Annotated in this window: 21 protein-coding genes; 13 read left to right on the forward strand and 8 right to left on the reverse strand. The window is 32.7% G+C overall.

The window, feature by feature from the left end; all coding sequences use genetic code 11:
• Positions 1 to 6: 6 nt before the first annotated feature.
• The 3 genes from mobA (at position 7) to PYW31_RS03155 (ending at position 2,507) form a co-directional block, all read left to right on the forward strand.
• Positions 7 to 615: a molybdenum cofactor guanylyltransferase MobA gene (mobA, locus tag PYW31_RS03145; protein ID WP_046835687.1), complete on the forward strand. Its 609-nt coding sequence runs from the start codon at positions 7 to 9 to the stop codon at positions 613 to 615.
• A gap of 14 nt (positions 616 to 629) precedes the next feature.
• Entirely contained in the window at positions 630 to 1,652 is a 1,023-nt protein-coding gene (moaA, locus tag PYW31_RS03150; protein ID WP_046835686.1) for a GTP 3',8-cyclase MoaA, read from the forward strand.
• A gap of 504 nt (positions 1,653 to 2,156) precedes the next feature.
• Positions 2,157 to 2,507 carry a transcriptional regulator, SarA/Rot family gene (locus PYW31_RS03155; RefSeq protein WP_046835685.1) on the forward strand — a complete coding sequence of 117 codons (351 nt, stop codon included), beginning with the start codon at positions 2,157 to 2,159 and terminating at the stop codon, positions 2,505 to 2,507.
• Positions 2,508 to 2,576: 69 nt separating this feature from the next.
• On the opposite strand, the gene PYW31_RS03160 is transcribed toward PYW31_RS03155, so the two are convergent.
• On the reverse strand, positions 2,577 to 3,782 hold the full coding sequence (locus tag PYW31_RS03160; RefSeq protein ID WP_046835684.1) for an MFS transporter: 1,206 nt from the start codon (positions 3,780 to 3,782) through the stop codon (positions 2,577 to 2,579).
• Position 3,783: 1 nt separating this feature from the next.
• Complete coding sequence (locus PYW31_RS03165; protein WP_046835683.1) at positions 3,784 to 4,218, reverse strand: MarR family winged helix-turn-helix transcriptional regulator; 435 nt, start codon at positions 4,216 to 4,218, stop codon at positions 3,784 to 3,786.
• 248 nt (positions 4,219 to 4,466) lie between these two features.
• Here PYW31_RS03165 and PYW31_RS03170 point away from each other — a divergent pair, with 248 nt between their 5' ends.
• From PYW31_RS03170 to PYW31_RS03180, 3 genes are all read left to right on the forward strand, one after another.
• Positions 4,467 to 5,228, forward strand: a complete 762-nt coding sequence (locus PYW31_RS03170; RefSeq protein WP_046835682.1) for a VOC family protein — start codon at positions 4,467 to 4,469, stop codon at positions 5,226 to 5,228.
• Positions 5,229 to 5,596: 368 nt separating this feature from the next.
• Positions 5,597 to 6,847, forward strand: a complete 1,251-nt coding sequence (locus tag PYW31_RS03175; RefSeq protein WP_046835681.1) for a lipid II:glycine glycyltransferase FemX — start codon at positions 5,597 to 5,599, stop codon at positions 6,845 to 6,847.
• 289 nt (positions 6,848 to 7,136) lie between these two features.
• A complete protein-coding gene (locus PYW31_RS03180) occupies positions 7,137 to 10,268 on the forward strand; it encodes an efflux RND transporter permease subunit (protein ID WP_046835680.1) in 3,132 nt (1,043 codons plus the stop codon).
• Positions 10,269 to 10,377: 109 nt separating this feature from the next.
• Here the strand turns inward: PYW31_RS03180 and mspA are convergent, their stop codons facing one another.
• On the reverse strand, positions 10,378 to 10,695 hold the full coding sequence (mspA, locus tag PYW31_RS03185) for a membrane stabilizing protein MspA (RefSeq protein WP_046835679.1): 318 nt from the start codon (positions 10,693 to 10,695) through the stop codon (positions 10,378 to 10,380).
• A gap of 67 nt (positions 10,696 to 10,762) precedes the next feature.
• Positions 10,763 to 10,936: an SE1832 family protein gene (locus PYW31_RS03190; RefSeq protein ID WP_169746230.1), complete on the reverse strand. Its 174-nt coding sequence runs from the start codon at positions 10,934 to 10,936 to the stop codon at positions 10,763 to 10,765.
• A 135-nt stretch (positions 10,937 to 11,071) separates the two neighbouring features.
• Between PYW31_RS03190 and PYW31_RS03195 the strand changes: the two genes are divergently transcribed.
• The gene (locus PYW31_RS03195; RefSeq protein ID WP_046835678.1) at positions 11,072 to 11,980 is read left to right on the forward strand and encodes an AEC family transporter; all 909 of its coding nucleotides are present in this window, start codon (positions 11,072 to 11,074) and stop codon (positions 11,978 to 11,980) included.
• 140 nt (positions 11,981 to 12,120) lie between these two features.
• Here the strand turns inward: PYW31_RS03195 and PYW31_RS03200 are convergent, their stop codons facing one another.
• The 3 genes from PYW31_RS03200 to PYW31_RS03210 all read right to left on the reverse strand — a co-directional run bounded on the left by PYW31_RS03200 (position 12,121) and on the right by PYW31_RS03210 (position 15,015).
• The gene (locus tag PYW31_RS03200) at positions 12,121 to 12,912 is read right to left on the reverse strand and encodes a glucose 1-dehydrogenase (protein WP_046835677.1); all 792 of its coding nucleotides are present in this window, start codon (positions 12,910 to 12,912) and stop codon (positions 12,121 to 12,123) included.
• A 115-nt stretch (positions 12,913 to 13,027) separates the two neighbouring features.
• Positions 13,028 to 13,885 (reverse strand): RhaT/GlcU family sugar-proton symporter, encoded by an 858-nt coding sequence (locus PYW31_RS03205; protein ID WP_046835676.1) that lies wholly within the window; start codon positions 13,883 to 13,885, stop codon positions 13,028 to 13,030.
• Positions 13,886 to 14,145: 260 nt separating this feature from the next.
• Entirely contained in the window at positions 14,146 to 15,015 is an 870-nt protein-coding gene (locus PYW31_RS03210) for a GNAT family N-acetyltransferase (protein ID WP_046835675.1), read from the reverse strand.
• Between the two features lie 122 nt (positions 15,016 to 15,137).
• Between PYW31_RS03210 and PYW31_RS03215 the strand changes: the two genes are divergently transcribed.
• Entirely contained in the window at positions 15,138 to 17,276 is a 2,139-nt protein-coding gene (locus PYW31_RS03215; RefSeq protein WP_046835674.1) for a DNA topoisomerase III, read from the forward strand.
• 110 nt (positions 17,277 to 17,386) lie between these two features.
• On the forward strand, positions 17,387 to 18,721 hold the full coding sequence (locus PYW31_RS03220) for an NCS2 family permease (protein WP_046835673.1): 1,335 nt from the start codon (positions 17,387 to 17,389) through the stop codon (positions 18,719 to 18,721).
• Positions 18,722 to 19,039: 318 nt separating this feature from the next.
• Here PYW31_RS03220 and PYW31_RS03225 read toward each other — a convergent pair whose 3' ends face one another.
• Complete coding sequence (locus PYW31_RS03225) at positions 19,040 to 19,429, reverse strand: hypothetical protein (RefSeq protein ID WP_046835672.1); 390 nt, start codon at positions 19,427 to 19,429, stop codon at positions 19,040 to 19,042.
• 347 nt (positions 19,430 to 19,776) lie between these two features.
• On the opposite strand from PYW31_RS03225, the gene rpsJ reads away from it, so the two are divergent.
• Genes rpsJ through rplW form a run of 4 tightly spaced genes read left to right on the forward strand, consistent with a single transcriptional unit; the run spans position 19,777 to position 21,697 of the window.
• Positions 19,777 to 20,085, forward strand: a complete 309-nt coding sequence (gene rpsJ / locus PYW31_RS03230; RefSeq protein WP_001118667.1) for a 30S ribosomal protein S10 — start codon at positions 19,777 to 19,779, stop codon at positions 20,083 to 20,085.
• Between the two features lie 27 nt (positions 20,086 to 20,112).
• On the forward strand, positions 20,113 to 20,772 hold the full coding sequence (gene rplC / locus PYW31_RS03235; protein WP_046835671.1) for a 50S ribosomal protein L3: 660 nt from the start codon (positions 20,113 to 20,115) through the stop codon (positions 20,770 to 20,772).
• 26 nt (positions 20,773 to 20,798) lie between these two features.
• Complete coding sequence (gene rplD, locus PYW31_RS03240) at positions 20,799 to 21,422, forward strand: 50S ribosomal protein L4 (protein ID WP_046835670.1); 624 nt, start codon at positions 20,799 to 20,801, stop codon at positions 21,420 to 21,422.
• Entirely contained in the window at positions 21,422 to 21,697 is a 276-nt protein-coding gene (gene rplW, locus PYW31_RS03245; protein ID WP_042739083.1) for a 50S ribosomal protein L23, read from the forward strand. Before rplD ends, rplW begins: the two co-directional genes overlap by 1 nt.
• Positions 21,698 to 21,722 lie beyond the last annotated feature (25 nt).

The raw sequence follows: 21,722 nt of genomic DNA on the forward strand, positions 1-21,722 counted from the left end.
AGAGAGATGAAAGCTATTATACTTGCCGGAGGACAATCTGAGAGATTCGGTGAACCCAAGGCTTTTGCACAGATTGAGTCGCAAACGTTTTATAAGAGAATTATTGATGTGTTAGAAGCCACAAATATGTTTAATCAAATTGTTATAAGTACAAATGAACAATTAGCGAGTCATTTTGATTATCCTAATATAGTTATAGATGACGACCAAAATAAAGATAAAGGACCATTGGCAGGTATTCGCTCAGTTATGCGTCAATATAAGGATGAAGAATTATTTTTTGTGATATCTGTGGATACCCCAATGATTACACAAAAGGCAATTAGTAAATTATACCAATTTATGATTGAACACCTTATAGAGGATCAATTAGATATCGCGGGTTTTAAAGACAATGGAAGACCCATTCCTACACTAGCTTTTTATAGTCCACATGCTTTGCAATATATAGATGAAGCCTTAGCTTCAGACGATTATAGTTTAAAGAATGTATATACAAAAGTTGAAAGTGATTGGCTAGATGTTCAAGCAATTGAATCAACATCATATTGGTACAAAAACATTAACTATCAACAAGATTTGAACGATTTAAAGCAAGTTATGATGAATAGATAAGGAGGCCTATTGCTATGGTAGAACAAATAACTGATAAACTCGGACGTCCAATTCGCGATTTAAGATTGTCAGTTACCGATCGTTGCAATTTTCGTTGTGATTATTGTATGCCAAAAGAAATTTTTGGTGATGACTTTGTTTTTTTACCTAAAGATGAATTGCTTACATTTGATGAAATGGCACGTATAGCGAAAGTGTATACACAATTAGGCGTGAAAAAAATTCGGATTACAGGCGGTGAGCCATTGCTCAGACGTGATTTATATAAATTAATATATAAACTCAATGAAATTGATGGTGTGGAAGATATAGGTTTGACAACCAACGGATTACTTTTGAAAAAGCACGGTCAAAACCTATACAATGCTGGATTAAGACGAATAAATGTGAGCTTAGATGCCATTGATGATGAAGTATTTCAAGCAATAAATAATCGAAATATCAAGGCTGCAACTATTTTAGACCAAATTGATTACGCCGTTTCTATTGGCTTTCATGTGAAAGTTAATATGGTTGTTCAAAAAGGTGTGAATGACAGCCAAATCGTTCCAATGGTTCAATATTTTAAAGAGAAGCATATTGAAATTAGATTTATTGAATTTATGGATGTTGGCAATGACAATGGATGGGACTTTAGTAAAGTGGTATCCAAAGCAGATATGCTTAATATGATAGAGTCTAGATTTGATATTTCCCCTGTACCACCTAAGTATTATGGGGAAGTAGCGAAGTATTATCGACATAACGATAATGATGCACAGTTTGGATTGATTACCAGTGTGTCGCAATCTTTTTGTTCAACGTGTACACGTGCACGGCTTTCATCAGATGGTAAGTTTTATGGTTGTCTCTTCAGTGAAATGGATGGCTTTAATGTTAAATCTTTTATGCGTTCAGGTGTAAGTGACAATGCATTGTTAGAACAATTTAAAGCATTGTGGCATATAAGAGATGATCGTTACTCTGATGAACGGACCGAACAAACTGTGGCAAATAGAAAACGTAAAAAGATAAATATGAATTATATTGGTGGATAAGAGGAAGAAGATAGGCGTTATCAATTTAGTGCATCATTAATGAGGTGCTTTATATGTTAACTAGTGATAATAAAATAAGCGCTATACTAAAAACTAAAGGACTGAAGTATCTCACATGTTGAAGTACTTCAGTTCTTTATATTGTCTAAAAAGTGAAAGATATAAATCTATTCATGGCATTTTTATGAAAATAAAATATAACCTAAAATCGTATATTATCAAATTATAAATTAAATGAGCAATTTGTTTAAAATATTATTTCAAATGATTTAGTAAGAAATTGAAAGAAGTAAACGCTAATTATAAAAAAGGTATTAGATTATATGAATCAAAAATGATATGTATGGTAGGATATATAAATTATTTTCTATAGTAGAAAACATTTATCTGTTTCTTTAAAAATAATAGATTTAATGAAGAAAGTGTTATATAATATTTTAAAAGCTTATTCATTATATAAAGCCATTTAATACAACTAGAGTAGACAATGAGGAGGCAACTATTATGGAAAGTAAAGTATCATATTTTATTACATCAGAGAGAGCTTTGAGTCAATTGAAGCATTGGCTTAAATCAATACATAGTTTATCTATAGAAGAGTTCGTAGTCTTGTATAAAGTTTATGATGCTCAAAAAATTAGTGGAAAAGAATTACGAGATACCTTACATTTCGAGATGTTATGGGACACAAGTAAAATTGATGTGATTATTAGAAAAATATATAAGAAAGAGTTGATATCAAAAGTGCGTTCAGAAACTGATGAACGTCAAGTATTTTACTATTTCAATACAGTTCAAATCAAATTACTAGATGAGATTATAAGTGAAATAGAAAATATTAAAATCGCTCAATAGCATAAGATTAATTTTAAGAAGATATAAAAAAAACGTAACATTCCACAATGACGAATGTTACGTTTTTTGTTACGCATTGATGTGTTTCACTTTTCTACCATGTACAAGGAAGTATATAATCATTGTAATTGCTACAATAATTGCCATTATAGCGTAGAGTTGAGCATATGAAACCGATGAAGTTGCAAATCCAAGTACATATGGACCAAATCCTAAACCTAAATCTAAACCAATAAAATAGGTTGATGTAGCAATACCATATTTAGCTGGTGGAGATACTTTTATGGCGATAGCTTGCATACATGATGAAATGTTGCCATAACCAGCGCCTAATAACAAACCAGCAAGAATGAGAGTCCAACCATTACTTGTGACACTGAGTGCAATGAATGTTAAAAATAAGAATATGAACGCTGGATAAGCAACCACATTTTCATTTTTTTGATCCATCAGACGACCGGCAATTGGACGAGTAATTAGTGATGCAATTGCATAAAATATAAAGAAATAACTAGAAAGTGTTACTAAGTTAATTTCTTGTGCAAAAAATTGTAAAAATGTAAGTATTGATGAGTAAGTTAATCCAGATATTAGCATAATTACAGCTACAGGCACCGCTTCTTTTGCAATGTAGTTGCTTAGATTGAATTTTTTACTTGGTGCTTTTTCAATAGCATCTTGATTCGAAATGATGTCAAATTGAAGGTTAACAAAGAACGATATGATTAGGCTTACTACCCCACAAATAAGGCAAATAGAAAATAATAGTTTTATTGGAAATGTATTAATAAGTAATAGGCCAAAGAAAGGACCAATTGCTGCACCAATAACTAGACTTAATGAGAATAAACTAATGCCCTCACTTTTTCTTTCAGGTGGTGTAACATAAGCGGCAATGGTACCAGTAGCAGTAGTTGTTACACCAGTAGCAATACCATTAATTAATCGAGTAAACATAAGTAAAGCCAATGACCCTTCTATAAAGTAAAATAGTTGGGTGATGACTAATAGAGCTAAACCGATAAGCAATATACGCTTAGGTCCTACTTTATTGACATATTTTCCTGTTGCGAAACGACCAATTAAGGAGCCAATAATAAAGAGTCCGGATACTAAACCAGCTACACTATCTGAAACATTGTATTCGGATTTAGTATAACTAGCAATAATGACTATGAGTAGATACATACATAGATAAACTAAAAAATTTGTAATAAAGTTAATGTTAAAGCTTTTAGTCCATATGGGCGCTTTAACTGTTTGTGATTGGTTCATGTCATGCTTCCTCCATTTTTGATATTTGTTCATGAATTGATTGAATGGTTGTAATTGCTTCATCTAATTGTGATGAAGATAGATTCGTATGTTTAACAATATCATCTTGTACGGTTTCGATACGTTGAGTAATATTATCGAATAATATTTTTCCATCTTCAGATAACGTTAATATTTTTTCACGTTTATCTATACCTTGTTCTATTGTGAGTAAAGATTTTTCAGAAAGAATTTTTAAAATTTTCCGTGTAGTCGGTTTCTCTATTGCACGTCGTTTTGAAATTTGTACTAGAGTTGTTGGGCCATTATATGCGAGGTCTTTTAATACTAACCATTGTGCAGGATATACTTCGAATTCATCAAAGATAGGTTGTAATAATTTTATATAGGGTCTATAAACAGCAGTTAAGTGGTTGAAGAAGTCTTTTGTATACATGTGAACCTCCGAAAGTAGTTAGCTTTGCTAACTTAATTTGTAACAATATTATTGTAATCCTTTTTTTGTAATAAAGCAATAGGAGATTACGAAGAAGGGGCGATGGGTAAATAATAGACAACGTAAAATTTTTAATTAGGATTATTCAGCAAGGGCTAATTCTAATTTCTAAAAGCGGTTGAAACAGGTAATACATTGCGCAGTTTGGTAATATGGAACTGTAAACAAACGTTAAGGGGCCACTTACTATGCAAAACTTAAAATTAGATCACATTATCCATTATGTTCATCAATTAAATGACTTTAAATACCCAGGGCATTTATTCACTTTACACCAAGGGGGTCAACATGTAAGATTAGGTACTTTTAATCGATTAGCTTACCTAAACAATGCCTATATTGAACTATTAGATGTATTTAAGCCTGAGATATTACAAAAAGTTATAAAGTCTGACGAAGGGCGCGTTTCTTTTCCATCAAAAATAGTACAAGATAATTATAAACAAGGGGTAAAGACATTAGCGTTTCGTACGCAAGATATTGAGCAGTTGAAGAGGGATTTAGAAAACCGAAATATAGAAGTGATTGGACCAGTAAACATGCAGAGAGAGAATAAAAAGGGCGATAAAACATCTTGGAAATTATTGTATATTGCTGATCCAGATTATAGAGTTAAACCTCCCTTTTTCATACAGTGGAATGAACGTGAAGAAGTGAGAAATAAAAAAATAGCGCCTTTCCAACAAAAAGAATTTAGTGTGAAAGGTATTGAATTATATAGTACAGAACGCGCACATACTGTAAAGAAATGGCAAGAATGGTTTGATATGACAATCATTAGCGAATCAGCCACAGAGACAGTATTAAAATTAAAAGCAGATGATATAACATATCGTATATTGGATGGAGAGTACTCTGGTTATAAATCTATTGTGATCAAAGATACGTTAACAACATCGCCTTATACGCTCATCATAAGAGGCGTGAGTTATCGTTTTGAAGCTGATTAATAGATATAAACATAAGCGCTATGTGCAATAATAAAAATGTGTATCAAAGAAATAATTAATGTTAAAATAGTTAAATAAGTTGAGAATTTATTCGTGCGCAATAATAATAGATATATTGTTAGAATAAAAGTTAATGCCGCAAACAAAATCCTTAAACTAAGATATGAAATGGTAAGGGTTTGACCTAAAGAATGAATCACAAAGATAACGTTTATAATTAATAGTAGACTAAGAATAAAAATGCGCATGTTAAATACCTCTTTTTTTACTTTTATTATAGTATAGCAAATCAATGGTTTATATGTGAAAGAATGAGTCAAGCAATGTATAATATTAATGTACTGTAAGATAAAGGAGATATCAGTTTTATGGAAAAGATGAATATCACAAATCAAGAACATGATGCATTTGTTAAAGCTCATCCTCAAGGTGATTTATTACAATTGACTAAATGGGCGGAAACAAAAAAACTAACTGGATGGTATTCAAAGCGTATTGCAGTTGGGGAAGCGGGAGAAATCGTTGGAGTGGCACAACTTTTATTTAAAAAAGTGCCTAAACTACCTTATACGCTATGTTATATATCTAGAGGTTTTGTTACTGATTATAGTAACAAACTTGCACTAGAATCACTTTTAGAATATGCGATGCAAATTGCTAAAGAAGAAAAAGCTTATGCAATTAAAATTGACCCTAATGTTGAAGTAGACGAAGGCGCGGATGCATTAACAAATCTACGAGCGCTAGGTTTCAAGCATAAAGGCTTTAAAGAAGGACTATCAAAAGATTACATTCAGCCAAGAATGACGATGATTACACCAATCGAAAAAGACGATGAAGCGTTGATTCAAAGCTTTGAAAGACGTAACCGTTCTAAAGTTAGATTGGCATTAAAACGTGGTACTACTATAGAGCGTTCGAATAGAGAAGGCTTAAAAACATTTGCAAACTTGATGCAGATTACGGGTGAACGAGATGGTTTCTTAACACGAGATATTAGCTATTTCCAAAATATATATGATGCGCTTCATCCAGACGGTGATGCGGAACTATTTTTAGTTAAGCTTCAACCGAAACCAGTTTTAAATGACTTGAGACAGGATTTAGCAGATTTAGAACTTGAAAAAGCTAAATTAGCTGATAAAAAGCAAGATAAAAAAACGTTAAATAAAATTAATGATGCTGAACAAAAAATGAATAAAACTGCAGAACTTATAAAAGAAATGGAAGCATTAGAAGCAAAACATCCTGAAGGTATCTATTTATCTGGAGCGTTATTGACGTTTGCAGGCAATAAAGCATATTATTTATATGGTGCTTCATCCAATGAATATCGTGAGTTTTTACCGAATCACCATATGCAATTTGCTATGATGCAGTTTGCTAGAGAACATGGAGCGACAACATATGATTTTGGTGGCACAGATAATAATCCTGACAAAGATTCAGATCATTATGGATTATGGACTTTTAAAAAGGTTTGGGGTACTTATTTAAGTGAAAAAATTGGAGAATTTGATTATGTTTTAAACAAACCTCTCTATCAAATCATTGAAAACGTTAAGCCTAAGTTAACAAAAGCTAAAGTTAAAATTTCGCGCAAGTTAAAACGTAAATAATACATTATAAAATAAAGACAAACATTTTACCTATTAAGTTTTTTAATAGTATACCTCCTATGTTAAAGACGGTAAGTGATTCAGACTTACTCATATTTATTGGTACATAGAATGGGTTACTAAAAAAGCGTAATAGGTTTTTTTGATGAGGAAAATAATTATTATTAGTATATTATATAAATTTTTTATCATTGTGTTTTTATAGAATTATTAGAATATAGATATTTTAGTAATTCAACTTATGGTAAATTGATTATATGATATGAAAGTGGGAGAGAGGAATGAGGGAATGATTAAAAAGTTATTGCAATTTTCATTGGGAAATAAATTTGCGATTTTCTTAATGGTATTACTTGTCATTTTAGGAGGGGTATATTCAAGTTCGAAAATGAAACTTGAACTATTGCCAGATGTTGAACCCCCTATGATTAAAGTGCAAACAATGCTTCCGGGAGCGACGCCAGAAACAGTAAAAGAAGAAGTAAGTGACAAGATTGATAATCAAGTGAGGTCTATGGCTAATGTTAAAAGCGTTAGCGCACAATCTATTCAAAATGCATCTATCATTTCTGTAGAATATGAAGAAGGCGTAGATTTAGATAATGTTGAAAATGAATTAAAAAAAGAAATTGATAAAATTAAATTTAAAGAAGAAGTAGATGACCCCGAGTTAAGTAGAAGTTCTATGAATGCTTTTCCTATTGTTGCATATTCATTTACGATGAAAGGTGATCATTTAAGAGATACTACGAGTAATCTTAAAAACCATTTACTTCCTAAACTCCAAACGATAAATGGTGTCCAAAATGCGCAACTTAATGGCCAAACAACAAGGGAAGTATCAATTAACTTTGATCAAGATAAACTTGAACAAACGGGAATGACTGCTGACGGCGTTCAACAATATTTGAAAAGTGCTACGAGCCAGACACCATTAGGGCTTTTCCAATTTAATAAAACAGAAAAATCTGTTGTTGTTGATGGGCAATTTGCGTCTGTAAGTGCATTAAAACAATTAAGTATTCCAATTCAAGCAGGTGCAGGTGCTCAGTCACAAGGGGAAAGTGAAGTACAGGACGCGCCAAATTCCTCTGTTCAGGGACCATCTTCTAGTAATAGCGGTAAAGCTGTTAAATTAAGCGATATTGCTACAGTGACTATAGGAGATGAACGTACATCAATATCTAAAACAAATGGGAAAGATGCAGTTAATGTACAAGTAATTAAGGCACAAGATGCGAATACAGTACAAGTTGCTAAAGATACCAAGAAAGAAATAGCACAGTTTGTAAAAGATAATCCTAATATGGTGGCCACTAAAGTTATGGATACGGCAAAACCTATTGAAGATTCAATTTATACAATGATAGAAAAAGCAGTTTTAGGAACTATTTTTGCAATCATCGTAATTTTATTATTTTTAAGAAATATTAGAACAACTGCCATTTCAATTGTATCTATACCAATGTCGATACTTATAGCTATGGTTGCATTGAAGTTGTGCAATGTATCATTAAATATTTTAACACTTGGCGCTTTGACTATTGCCATTGGTCGAGTTATTGATGACTCAATTGTAGTAGTAGAAAATATTTATAGACGGTTATCGCAACAAGACGAAAGGTTAACAGGAGACGCGTTAATAGTAAGTGCAACAAATGAAGTGTTTAAACCAATCATGTCATCAACAATTGTAACCATCATTGTGTTTTTACCTTTAGCATTTGTAACAGGATCAGTTGGTGAAATGTTTAGGCCGTTTGCTTTAGCCATTGCGTTTAGTCTGTTAGCTTCACTACTTGTTTCAATTACGATTGTACCTGCGTTGAGTGCGACATTATTTAAGAACGGTATTAAACAACGTAAAGCAACTTCATTAGGAAGAGTAGGCAGAAACTATAAAAGTGTATTGAAATGGTCATTAAACCATAAGTGGTTTGTGATTATTGTGAGTACCTTGATTTTATTATTGAGTATTGGATTAGGCGCTGCTAAGCTAGGAACGAGTTTTATTTCAACAGGTTCAGATAAATATATGGCTTTGACCTATACTCCAGAACCAGGGGAAACAAAACAAAGCGTACTCAAGCATGCGAAAGAAATTCAAGGCTACTTAAATGACAAAAGCAAAGTGGAAACTGTGCAGTATTCTGTTGGTGGTGCGACGCCAACAGATCCTACCGGTAATTCTAAGAGTTTAGCGCTTATGGTTGAATATCAATCTGACACACCTCACTTTGATGAAGAGCCAGATAAAGTATTAAAACATATAAAAAAATACAATCATCCAGGTGAGTGGTCGAATCAAGACATGGGTACAGGTGGTAATAATAATGAATTGAAAGTTACCGTTAGTGGACCGTCATTAAATGCGATAAAAGGAACATTAAATAAAATAGAAGATAATATGAAAGCTATAAAAGGGATAGCTAATGTTAAATCTGATTTATCACAAACCTATGACCAATATAATATTAAAGTAGATCAAAACAAAGCGTCTAACTATGGATTATCAGCTTCACAGTTAGCTATGACTTTAAATCAAAACACACCTGAAGATAGTATAACTACTGTGAAAGAGCATGGTAAATCAATAAATGTAAAAATTAAAAAAAATCAAGAAACACATTGGACTCAAAACAAATTAGAACAAACAGAATTAAAAACACCAACGGGAAATACTATCGTATTAAGCGATATTGCTCATCTAGAAATGTCGACTACACCAAACAAAATAAATACTAAAGCAGGTGATTACGCAGCGACAGTTTCAGCAAAAGTAACAAATGATGATGTTGGTGGAACATCACAAAAAGTCATGACTAAAGTGGACAACATGGATAAACCAAGCAATGTAAAAACCAACGTTGGCGGTGCAAATGAAGATATTACTAAGGCGATTACTCAGCTAGCAGTGGCAATGTTAGCAGCAATCATCATTGTTTACTTAGTACTCGTATTAACATTTAAAGGCCCATTAGCGCCATTAACAATTCTATTCTCATTACCGTATACAATTATAGGTGTCGTTATAGCACTTATTCTGACCGGTGAAACGATTTCAGTACCAAGTATGATAGGTATGCTAATGTTGATAGGTATTGTCGTGACGAATGCAATTGTACTCGTAGACAGAGTAATTAATCAGCAACAACAAGGTATGGATATGCAAGCAGCATTATTAGAGGCGGGTGCCACACGTATTAGACCTATTTTAATGACTGCACTAGCAACCATTGGTGCCTTATCACCAATGCTATTTGGTGAAAGCAGTTCGATTATAATATCAAAAGGAATGGCAGCCACTGTTGTAGGCGGACTTATTTCCTCTACGTTATTAACATTAATAGTCGTACCAGTGATTTATGAAATACTATTTACTTTGAAAGGTAAGTTGATAAACAAGAGAAAGTATAAGTAATGACATAATGAAAGGCATGGGTATCGATAAAATACCCATGCCTTTTTGTATAAATAAAAAGTACAGAAATAAATTACTATTTCTGTACTGATACATATACTGTTTAATTTTAATATAACACTAAAGATAAAATAACATATATTACAAATAATATAACACTCATTATGTTTAAAATATTTACAGCTTTTTGATCTTTTTTGCCGTATTTAAAAGCAGTTATTTCTACATTCCCAACAATGAGTATGAGTATAACAAATACCCACCAATTTAATGCAGGGAAGGATAACGTTGTAATAGCTACAACAAATAATAAAAGCAAAGCCATGATTATACGTAAAATACGGGTTATAATCGTATTCAATTTAAATATACTTATGTAACTGACGATTAAATATAATATGGGTAAAAAGATAAGATACAATTGCATTAAATGACATCCTTTCTATATTCGTTCTTAATCTTAGCATGTAAATTTTTTGTTGACTAGGATGTTATTAGTGTTCTTTTTGACTAATTTCTGAACGCACTTCAGCAATTTCTTGTTCTATATCTTCAAGTTGGCGTAATAATGGGTCAACTTGCTGGTTGACGGACTCTCTTTTTTCTAAATCGCCTTGTAATCTTACGTAGTCATGTTTAAGTTCAGCTAATTTTTCATTTAAATCCATTATAACGTACTCCTTTATCGATACAGTGAAAACTGTAGTATTTTAATAAAGTATAACACGAAATTGAACGCTTCTAAAATAGCGAAGAAATATGTTAATATATGAAAATAGAATGAAAACGAAAGAAGGATTATTGTGACACAACAATTTATCATAATTATTTTACTCATCGCATTAGGTTATGCACTTAAAAGAATTAATTATTTTAAGGCTAACGATAGTCAAGTCTTTTCAACGTTAGTTCTCAACGTCACACTTCCTTCTCTTGTGATAGTGAATTTAAATAAAGCGGATTTAGATGTGTCTCTTTCTATATTGCCTATTATGATGATTTTATACGGCGTTCTAGCAAAGGTGATAGTAATTTGGTTATTTGTAAAATATGATAATCAAATTAGAGGAACAACGGGTATGATGATGGCTTCTTTGAACATAGGTTTGTTTGCATATCCACTTGTTGAAGCAATTTGGCCAAAAACTGGCATGATATATTTTGGTATGGCAGATATTGGTGGAGCGATTATTATGTTTGGTGTTACTTATTTTGTGGGGAGTTATTTTAGTAGTGCAGGGGATAGTTTTGATTTTAAATATTTAGGTAAAAATTTAGTGAAATCAGTCCCTTTAATGACTTATATCACAATGTTTATTTTAAATATGCTTAATATTCATTTTCCGGCACCAGTGATTGATTTCTTCTCTGTGTTATCTAGTGCAAATATGCCATTATCAATGATACTACTAGGATTAATGTTGAATTTCAGTATTGATAAAAGATTTTTACCTATTGCAATGAAATATTTAGCTATTCATTATGGGCTGGGTATTACGATAGGTTTACTTGTTCATTTCTTTTTACCTGTGGACAATCAAATGATTAAAACAACATTGCAAGTTGCATGGTTATTACCGGTAGGTGTAGCAATTATTCCATATTCTATTCAATTTAAATATAAAACATTGCCACTTGTTGGGATGGTCACAAACTTAACGATAGTGATAAGTATTGTTATATTGTATATATACCAAGCATTGTTTGTATAGCATGACTTAATATTAATGATTAAAGTATAGTTGAAATGTAATTTTCGCAAATCCATGATGGTTAAATAAAACATAAAAAAGCGTTCCTGTTTTAAGAACAGGAACGCTTTTTATAATATTAAGCAATAATATTATAGTTATTATCCTTTTCCACCCATAAATGCTGGATAGTTCGTCATACCACCATCAACATAGATTGTTGTACCGTGAATATAACTTGCTAAGTCTGATGCTAAGAATAAAGCAACATTTGAAACTTGATCAGCTTCGCCAATCTCTTTTGATGGAATCATTTCAATTGTTTCTGCGCGTGTAGCTGGATCAGAGAATTTTTCTCTTGTATGTTCAGTAACAATTGCCCCTGGTGAAATGTTATTGATGCGGATACCGTATTGAGCGTACTCCATTGACATTGTTTCCATCATTAATTTTAATCCGCCTTTACTTGCTGCGTAGTTTGCATAGTTAGGCCATGGAATTGTGTCATGAACACTTGAAGTATTAAGGATTACACCTTTTTTATCTTCTTTGAAGAATTGGTTAACTGCAGCTTTTGAACCAATAAAAGCACCAGTTAAGTTAATATCAATGACTCTTTTCCATTCTTCTAAAGGCATTTCATGCGTAGGGATTGGTTTTTCAAATCCAGCATTGTTGATCATGATATCAAGTGTACCAAAATGATCTACGGCTGTTTGAACCAATCTATTTACGTCGTCTTCTACTGAAACGTCAGCTTGAACTTTAATAGCTTGGCCGCCAGCTTCTTCGATAAGTTGGATAGATTTATCTACATCTGCTATATGACCTTCAGAACGATAGTTCATGACTACTTTTGCTTTTGCTTGACCAAATGATTCTGCGAATGACTTACCAATACCACTTCCGGCACCTGTAATTACTACTACTTTTCCTTCTAAATCTGCAAACATTGTTTGACTCCTCCTTAAATATAAAACACATTAAACATCTCTTAAACTTAAAATTTGTCCCATAATACAATATCACTTTCATTAATTGAAAGCTATGATTAAGAATCGCGATTATCTATCCTTTAATATTACCTAAAAGGAAGGCTGCAACGATAATTAAAACAATACCTGCCCAAATGCCAACCATTTGACGCTTGTCTTTACGTTCGCCTAATAGGAAGATACCACCAAGTGTAGAAACGATTACTAGTAATTGTGAAAATGAAAAGCTTGTTGCTACACCAACTTTTGGTTGTGAGTAGAACATAAATAAGTTACCGATACCCCAAACAACACCTGGAATTAAGTTCCATAATGTACTTTTCGCTGAAGTTTCGTGTTTTGCTGATAAGATTAAACCACCAATAGCCATACCAATAGATTGGAAGAATAAGGCACTTGTACCATCTACTCCAAAAATTTGTGCGATAACTACATATACAACATAACCTACAGTAGAAATAAGTAAGATAGGCATAGCTTTACCAAAGTTCTTAGAACTTTCGCTCGCTTCATTCTTACCTTTCATTGAAGTCATAGTAATACCAATAACAAGTAAGACCATGGCAGTTAAGCCTAATACAACTTGTGTACCAGTACTCCATTCTCCTAAGAAAATGGCACTAAATAATGTCGTTCCTACTAATTGTAATCCTGTAGAAATAGGCATTGTCTTAGATACACCTATCAAACTTACTGATTTTAATTGGTATCCTTGACCAAGCGCCCAGAAAGCACCTGAGATTAAACCAACAATGATAACGGTAAAGTCATCGAATTTGGCGTTACCAGTTAATAACAAGATCACACCAATAATTAATGCACCAAAAGTAGTCCCTCTAATTTGGTTATAAGGTCCTCCTCCTACAAGAACATTAATTAATACTACACTACCCCAAAATAGTGCAGGTAACAGGGCAATTAATAAATCCATACAATTACTCACTCTTTCTCTATTTATTTTTACTTACTTCCTAAAAAACAATCCTAATGATTGCCTTTAATAAACCATTTTAAACCAAAATAAGAAGATAGTAAAAATAATTGTTTAATATTTGACATTTTTTTTAATTATGTTGCATGAATTCTTTCTATATCAGTGTTTTTGCAGATAATGAAAAGGACTTAATTGAATAAAAAAAGAATAGAAAACCATTGATTTTCCATTCTTTTTTTAAATTAACTTGTTAATTGCTAAATGTGACTCGCGACATATTTGAATTTTTTGTATTCGTAATTGATATTAAATCCAAGTTCATTAAAACGTTCTACTAATGTAGTATTTTTACTACGTATTTTAAAATATATTTTGTTAATATCATAAGTGCTAAACGCGAAATGTAATGCATGAGTAAGTAAATCAAAGGCTATACCCATTAATCTATAATCTGAATGAGAAGAAAAATATTTAATTTCTGCATTTTTTTTATGCTCATATACTTGGAGATAAACATAACCTTTAAGTAAGCCTTCCGACATAAATACAAATAGATGATTATTTTCATCTAGAGAATCTATAATTTCGTCGGCAGTCATGACATCATGTTTAAATGTATTCTCATGTAATTTACAAAAAGAGCGATAATAGGCTGGATGATAATTGGTGATATTTTGTGCATGTTCAATTTCTCCAACATCCTGAGTAGTGATGAGGTGGTAATCAGTGAAACTGTAAGATGATTGGATGTCTTTCATAAATTGTAAAAAAGTTTGCTCTGTTTCTTCAAATGAAAAGTTGAAATTAGTAGTTTTAGGTTTACTTTGTGCCAGGGATTCGAATAAAGATTGAAATTCTGTCACGTTTGGAGTTACATCTGTTCTAAGGAATGGACCAACAACTTTGTACTTTTCTTCTTCATATTTAAAGGCTAATATCAACATGATAATTTGCTCTTGATCATCTACATGTGCGAATACACCAGGGTCAATGATGGCTTGTCGAATTTTATCTTCAACATCTTCATGTGCTTGGGGTAATTTGTATAAATAAGAAGCAGAGTGATAATCTGCATTATTTATAAAATCCGCAATTTGATTATAGTCATTTAATTTGATAGTTTTCATAACATACCTCCGTCTGATGAACTATTAACTTAATTATATGAACTTTTGGCAATAAATGGAAGTTTAGATGTGCTATATACATGTTACAATAAATACCATATTGAATTTGAAAGGACGAAATTATGAAATCACTGATTATAGCAGAAAAACCTTCAGTAGGTCGTGATATTGCAAATACGTTGAATATCAATGAAAAGCGCAATGGCTATTTTGAAAATAATAAATACATTGTTACATGGGCGTTAGGGCATTTAGTTACGAATGCGACTCCAGAACAATATGATAATAATTATAAAGAATGGAAACTTAATGATTTACCTATTATACCAAATAAAATGAAAACAGTTGTTATTAGTAAGACTAAAAAACAATTTTCCACAGTACAAGCATTAATAAATAACAATAAAGTAAAGGATATTATTATTGCAACGGATGCTGGGAGAGAGGGAGAACTTGTTGCACGCTTAATTTTAGACAAAGCGCATAATAAGAAACCTATTCAGCGCTTATGGATTAGTTCAGTAACTAATAAAGCAATAAAAGACGGCTTTAATAAACTTAAAGATGGTAAGCAATTCAATAATTTATATTATGCAGCATTAGCGCGTAGTGAAGCAGATTGGATTGTAGGTATTAATGCGACACGTGCACTAACTACTAAATATGATGCACAACTTTCGCTAGGACGTGTTCAAACACCAACCATTCAACTAGTACAAATGAGACAAAATGAAATAAATCAGTTCAAACCTCAAACTTATTATACGATGAACTTAACTGCGGGAGGATTAACATTCCAAAGTATAAAGCCGCAATCAACTCATGAGAAAAAAGTTTTTGAAGATATAAAAAAAGCAATTGAAGGGCAAGAAGGTGTGATCCAATCTATTACTAAGAGTCACAAGAAATCATATCCACAGCAATTGTTTAGTTTAACTGATTTACAGCAAGAAGCATATAAACGTTATCACCTTGGTCCAAAGGAAACATTAAATACATTACAGGCACTATATGAGAGACATAAAATTGTAACCTATCCACGTACGGATTCAAATTACTTAACTGACGATATGGTCGACACTCTAAAAGATAGACTGCGTGCGATAATGGCTACTTCATTAAAAGACATTGCCAAAACACAAATGAACCAATCATTTTCTGTGAAACAAAGATTCATAAATAACGGCAAAGTTTCAGATCATCATGCTATTATTCCAACAGAAGTACGACCAGATATGAGTCAACTAAGTCAACGTGAAACAAAAGTATATATGATGATTGCACAAAGATATCTTGAAAATCTTATGCCCCCCCATGAATATGAAGCGATATCGATAGATTTAAAAGTGGGGGATAATATATTTGCGTTTAAAGATAAAGTAACTACTAAATTAGGATATAAAGCAATATTTGATCATCAAGATAAAGTGAATGAACATATTGCACATTTAGAAAAAGACGCCAAACTCAAAGTTAGTCGTGTAAATATTGAACAACATGAAACAACACCGCCTGCATACTTTAATGAAGGAACTTTACTAAAAGCGATGGAAAGCCCACAAAAATTCTTTAAATTAGATGATAAAAAACACAATGAAACGTTAAAAGAAACCGGTGGCATTGGTACTGTTGCGACAAGAGCAGATATCATCGAAAAATTATTTAATATGAATGCAATTGAGAGTCGCGATGGTAAAATAAAAGTAACATCAAAAGGAAAACAAATACTAGAATTGGCACCACAAAAACTAACTTCTCCATTATTAACAGCAGAATGGGAAGAAAAATTATCGTTAATTGAAAAGGGACAATATAATCCGAAACAGTTTATTGCTGAAATGAAGCAGTTTACAAACAATGTAGTTAATGAAATTAAAGAAAGTGAACAAAATTATAAACATGATAATTTAACGACAACTGAATGTCCAACATGTGGAAAATTTATGATTAAAGTAAAAACTAAAAATGGTCAAATGTTGGTCTGCCAAGATCCTACATGTAAAACTAAAAAAAATGTCCAACGAAAAACGAATGCACGTTGTCCAAATTGTCATAAAAAAATGACGCTTTTCGGTAGAGGGAAAGATGCTGTATATCGCTGTGTATGTGGACACACAGAAACACAAGCACAAATGGATAAACGTCATCAAAGTAAAAAAACAGGAAAAGTGAATAAAAAAGATATGAAGAAATATATGAATAATGATGAGGGGTTAGAAAACAATCCATTTCAAGATGCTTTAAAAGGCCTTAAATTCTAATTTTATCGAACAAAGAATTCTTGAAATATCACAAAGTTCGTGTTTGCTATTGTAAAATAGTGTGATTGGTATTAGAATATTAAGGTATTTTAAAAAAAGGAGAACTAACCGTGAAAAAGTATTTCAAGTTTGATAAACATGGAACAAACTATAAGAAAGAGATACTTGGTGGGCTTACAACTTTCTTGTCTATGGCATATATTTTAGCTGTTAATCCACAAGTACTCAGTTTAGCAGGCGTAGATGGTGTGTCTGACGACATGAAGATGGACCAAGGCGCTATATTTGTCGCTACAGCACTTGCAGCATTCGTAGGATCTTTATTTATGGGGCTGATTGCTAGATATCCAATTGCATTAGCGCCTGGAATGGGCTTAAATGCATTCTTTGCATTTACAGTCGTATTAACTATGGGTATACCATGGCAGGTTGGATTAACAGGGGTACTATTTTCAGGGATAGTCTTTGCGATACTAACAATGACCGGATTGAGGGAAACCATTATAAATGCTATTCCCTATCAAATGAAAATGGCAGTTTCAGCAGGTATAGGGCTCTTTATAACATTTGTAGGGTTACAAAGCTCAGGAATTATTGTTAAAAATGACTCAACACTTGTTACATTAGGCCATATAACAGATGGTCCTGTATTGCTAACAATTTTCGGTATTCTAGTTACTGTAATACTCTATGCTAGAAGAGTACCAGGCGCTATATTTATAGGTATGGTGTTAACATCAATACTTGGGATGTTAACAGGACTTATACATACGCCTAGTGGCATCGTAGGGAATGTGCCAAGTATCGAACCAACATTTGGTGCAGCGTTTGATGCTTTTAAAGACCCTAGTCAACTATTTACAGTACAATTTTTAATCGTAATATTAACATTTTTATTTATTGATTTCTTCGATACTGCAGGTACACTAGTAGCTGTTGCATCACAAGCAGGAATCATGAAAGACAACAAATTACCAAGAGCAGGTCGAGCGTTATTTTCAGATTCATTAGCAACAATTGTTGGTGCAATCTTTGGTACAACGACGACAACATCATATATTGAATCAACGTCAGGCGTGGCGGTAGGTGCAAGAACAGGTTTTGCCAGCGTCGTCACTGGGTTCTGCTTCTTGTTAGCAGTATTTTTTAGCCCATTGATGGAGATTGTAACGAGTGCAGTCACTACCCCTGCATTAGTAGTAGTTGGTGTATTAATGGCTGCTAATTTTGCAGAAATTGATTGGAAGAAATTTGAAGTAGCAGTACCAGCATTTATTACAATCATTATGATGCCTTTATCATACTCTATTGCAACGGGTATTGCATGTGGCTTTATATTCTATCCAATTACGATGCTGATTTCTAAAAGACATAAAGAAGTACATCCAATCATGTACGGACTTATGGTATTATTTATACTTTACTTCGTGTTTGTTCACGGATAATAAAAAAACACTGATCGAAGTCGTGATGACTCGGATCAGTGTTTTTTTATTAGTATAGATATATTATAATGAAAAATAAAACAACTAGTGTACCCATGAAAGTTGAATATAGTTAAAAAATAACAAAACCAGTTTCTTCATTATATAGTGAAATTAAAAGGGTAGATAATATAACATGAAATGAATTGGTTGGAATGAACTAATTAAAGACTTTCAATTCAAATGTAAGTACAGAATTATAATAAGCTTGTGATGTAACAATTGAAACTGGGGTTATAATAAATTCTGCATTATCGATTTTGTTATATTATATAAATATTAAATATGATCTTTACGTCTGTCTTCTGTATAAACAACCTTAGCATGTTTGTTCGGAACATATAAAGGCGTAGAAAACAAAATAAAAATCAAGAACAACATTAAAAAGAATAAAACCCAATGTACTACCATCCCAATAACAGGAATAAACGCAATGAAAGATCCAATGATTCCTAATAGAGGAATAATCATCATTGGTTTAATGGAATTTTGTTTATCTACTATTAATATAATCATCGTAATTAAGTATAGTAGTGCATTAATTAATAGTGGTTGCCATCCAAAACTAAGAATTATACTTCCACCTAAGAAAGGAATACCATAAACAAATTCACCGATTAGCAAAACAATACTTAATATAATGAGCGCAGTACGAATACCACTTTTCATACCATATCACCACCTTATTTATCTATTATAGTATATCGAAAAGAAATTCTATAATAAAAAAATAGCAATATCACAAAGAAATTTGAGGAATATCTGAAAAGAGGTTGAACTATAAAGTGAATTCAAGTACAATAACAAAGTATGTGTTAGACAAAAGTTAAAAAACTTTTAAAGAAAAGCTTGATAAATCACGTCTTTTCATGTAACATATCTAATGTTGGACTTTAAGAACACGCGATGAAGCGAAAGGTTACTGACACACCCGGCCGCTTTGCCATGGCGCTGTGTGAGATAGTTTTCGTGGAGAAGTCTATCACTTAAATGTAGACGAATAAGGAGGGAAAATTATGGCAAAACAAAAAATCAGAATCAGATTAAAAGCTTATGATCACAGAGTAATTGATCAATCAGCAGAAAAAATTGTTGAAACAGCGAAACGTTCTGGTGCAGATGTATCTGGACCAATTCCGTTACCGACTGAAAAATCAGTTTACACGATTATCCGTGCCGTGCATAAGTACAAAGATTCACGTGAACAATTCGAACAACGTACACATAAACGTTTAATCGATATTGTTAACCCTACACCAAAAACAGTTGATGCTCTTATGGGCTTAAACTTACCATCAGGCGTAGACATCGAAATCAAATTATAATAGAAAAAATTAGGAGGTGGACTTTCGATGACCAAAGGAATCTTAGGAAGAAAAATCGGGATGACACAAGTTTTCGGAGAAAACGGTGATTTAATTCCAGTAACAGTAGTAGAAGCAAGCCAAAACGTTGTATTACAAAAGAAAACTGAAGAAGTTGACGGATACAACGCTATTCAAGTAGGCTACGAAGATAAAAAAGCTTACAAAAAAAATAGTAAAACAAACAAATACGCTAACAAACCAGCTGAAGGACATGCTAAAAAAGCTGACACAGCACCTAAGCGCTTCATTCGTGAATTCAGAAACGTTAATGTTGATGAATACGAAGTAGGTCAAGAAGTCTCAGTTGATACATTTGAAGCTGGCGACGTAATTGATGTAACTGGCGTATCTAAAGGTAAAGGTTTCCAAGGTGCCATTAAACGTCATAATCAAGCACGTGGTCCAATGTCACATGGTTCTCATTTCCATAGATCACCAGGTTCAATTGGTATGGCATCAGATGCTTCAAAAGTCTTTAAAGGACAAAAAATGCCTGGACGTATGGGTGGTAACACTGTTACAGTTCAAAACTTAGAAGTAGTTCAAACTGACGTAGAAAACAATGTTATTTTAGTAAAAGGTAATGTACCTGGACCTAAAAAAGGATTTTTAGAAATCTCATCATCAATCAAAGGTAATAAATAATATATAGCGAAAGGAGGAAATGCATAATGGCTAATTATGATGTATTTAAAGTAGACGGATCTAAATCAGGTTCAGTTGAATTAAGCGATGCAGTATTTGCAATCGAACCAAACAACAACGTTCTTTTTGAAGCAATCACTTTACAACGTGCTTCATTACGCCAAGGTACACATGCTGTTAAGAATCGCTCAGCAGTACGTGGTGGTGGACGTAAACCATGGAGACAAAAAGGTACAGGACGTGCGCGTCAAGGTACAATCCGTGCTCCACAATGGCGTGGTGGTGGTGTCGTATTCGGACCAACACCAAGAAGCTACTCATACAAAATGCCTAAGAAAATGCGCCGTTTAGCATTACGCTCAGCATTATCATTCAAAGTACAAGAAAAAGGTTTAACTGTTGTTGATACATTAAACTTAGAAGCTCCAAAAACTAAAGAGTTCAAATCTGTACTTTCTAATTTAGAACAACCTAAAAAAGTATTAGTAGTTACAGAATCAGAAGATGTGAACGTTGCTTTATCAGCACGTAACATTCCTGGTGTACAAGTTACTACAGCTCAAGGTTTAAATGTTCTAGATATCACAAGCGCTGACAGTGTAATAATCACAGAATCAGCTGCTAAAAAAGTTGAGGAGGTGCTAGGATAATGGAAGCAAGAGACGTTCTTAAGCGCCCCGTAATCACTGAAAAATCTTCAGTCGCTATGGCTGAAGACAAATATACATTCGACGTTGATACTCGTGCTAACAAAACACAAGTTAAAATCGCCGTTGAAGAAATCTTTGACGTAAAAGTTGATAAAGTAAACATCATCAACTACAAACCAAAGAAAAAACGTATGGGCCGTTACCAAGGCTATACAAACAAAAGACGCGTAGCAATTGTTAAATTAAAAGAAGGATCAATCGATCTATTCAACTAAAATATTACCAATAAGGAGGTAAACG

Origin of the sequence: Staphylococcus succinus, assembly GCF_029024945.1 — a bacterium.
Lineage (GTDB): Bacteria > Bacillota > Bacilli > Staphylococcales > Staphylococcaceae > Staphylococcus > Staphylococcus succinus.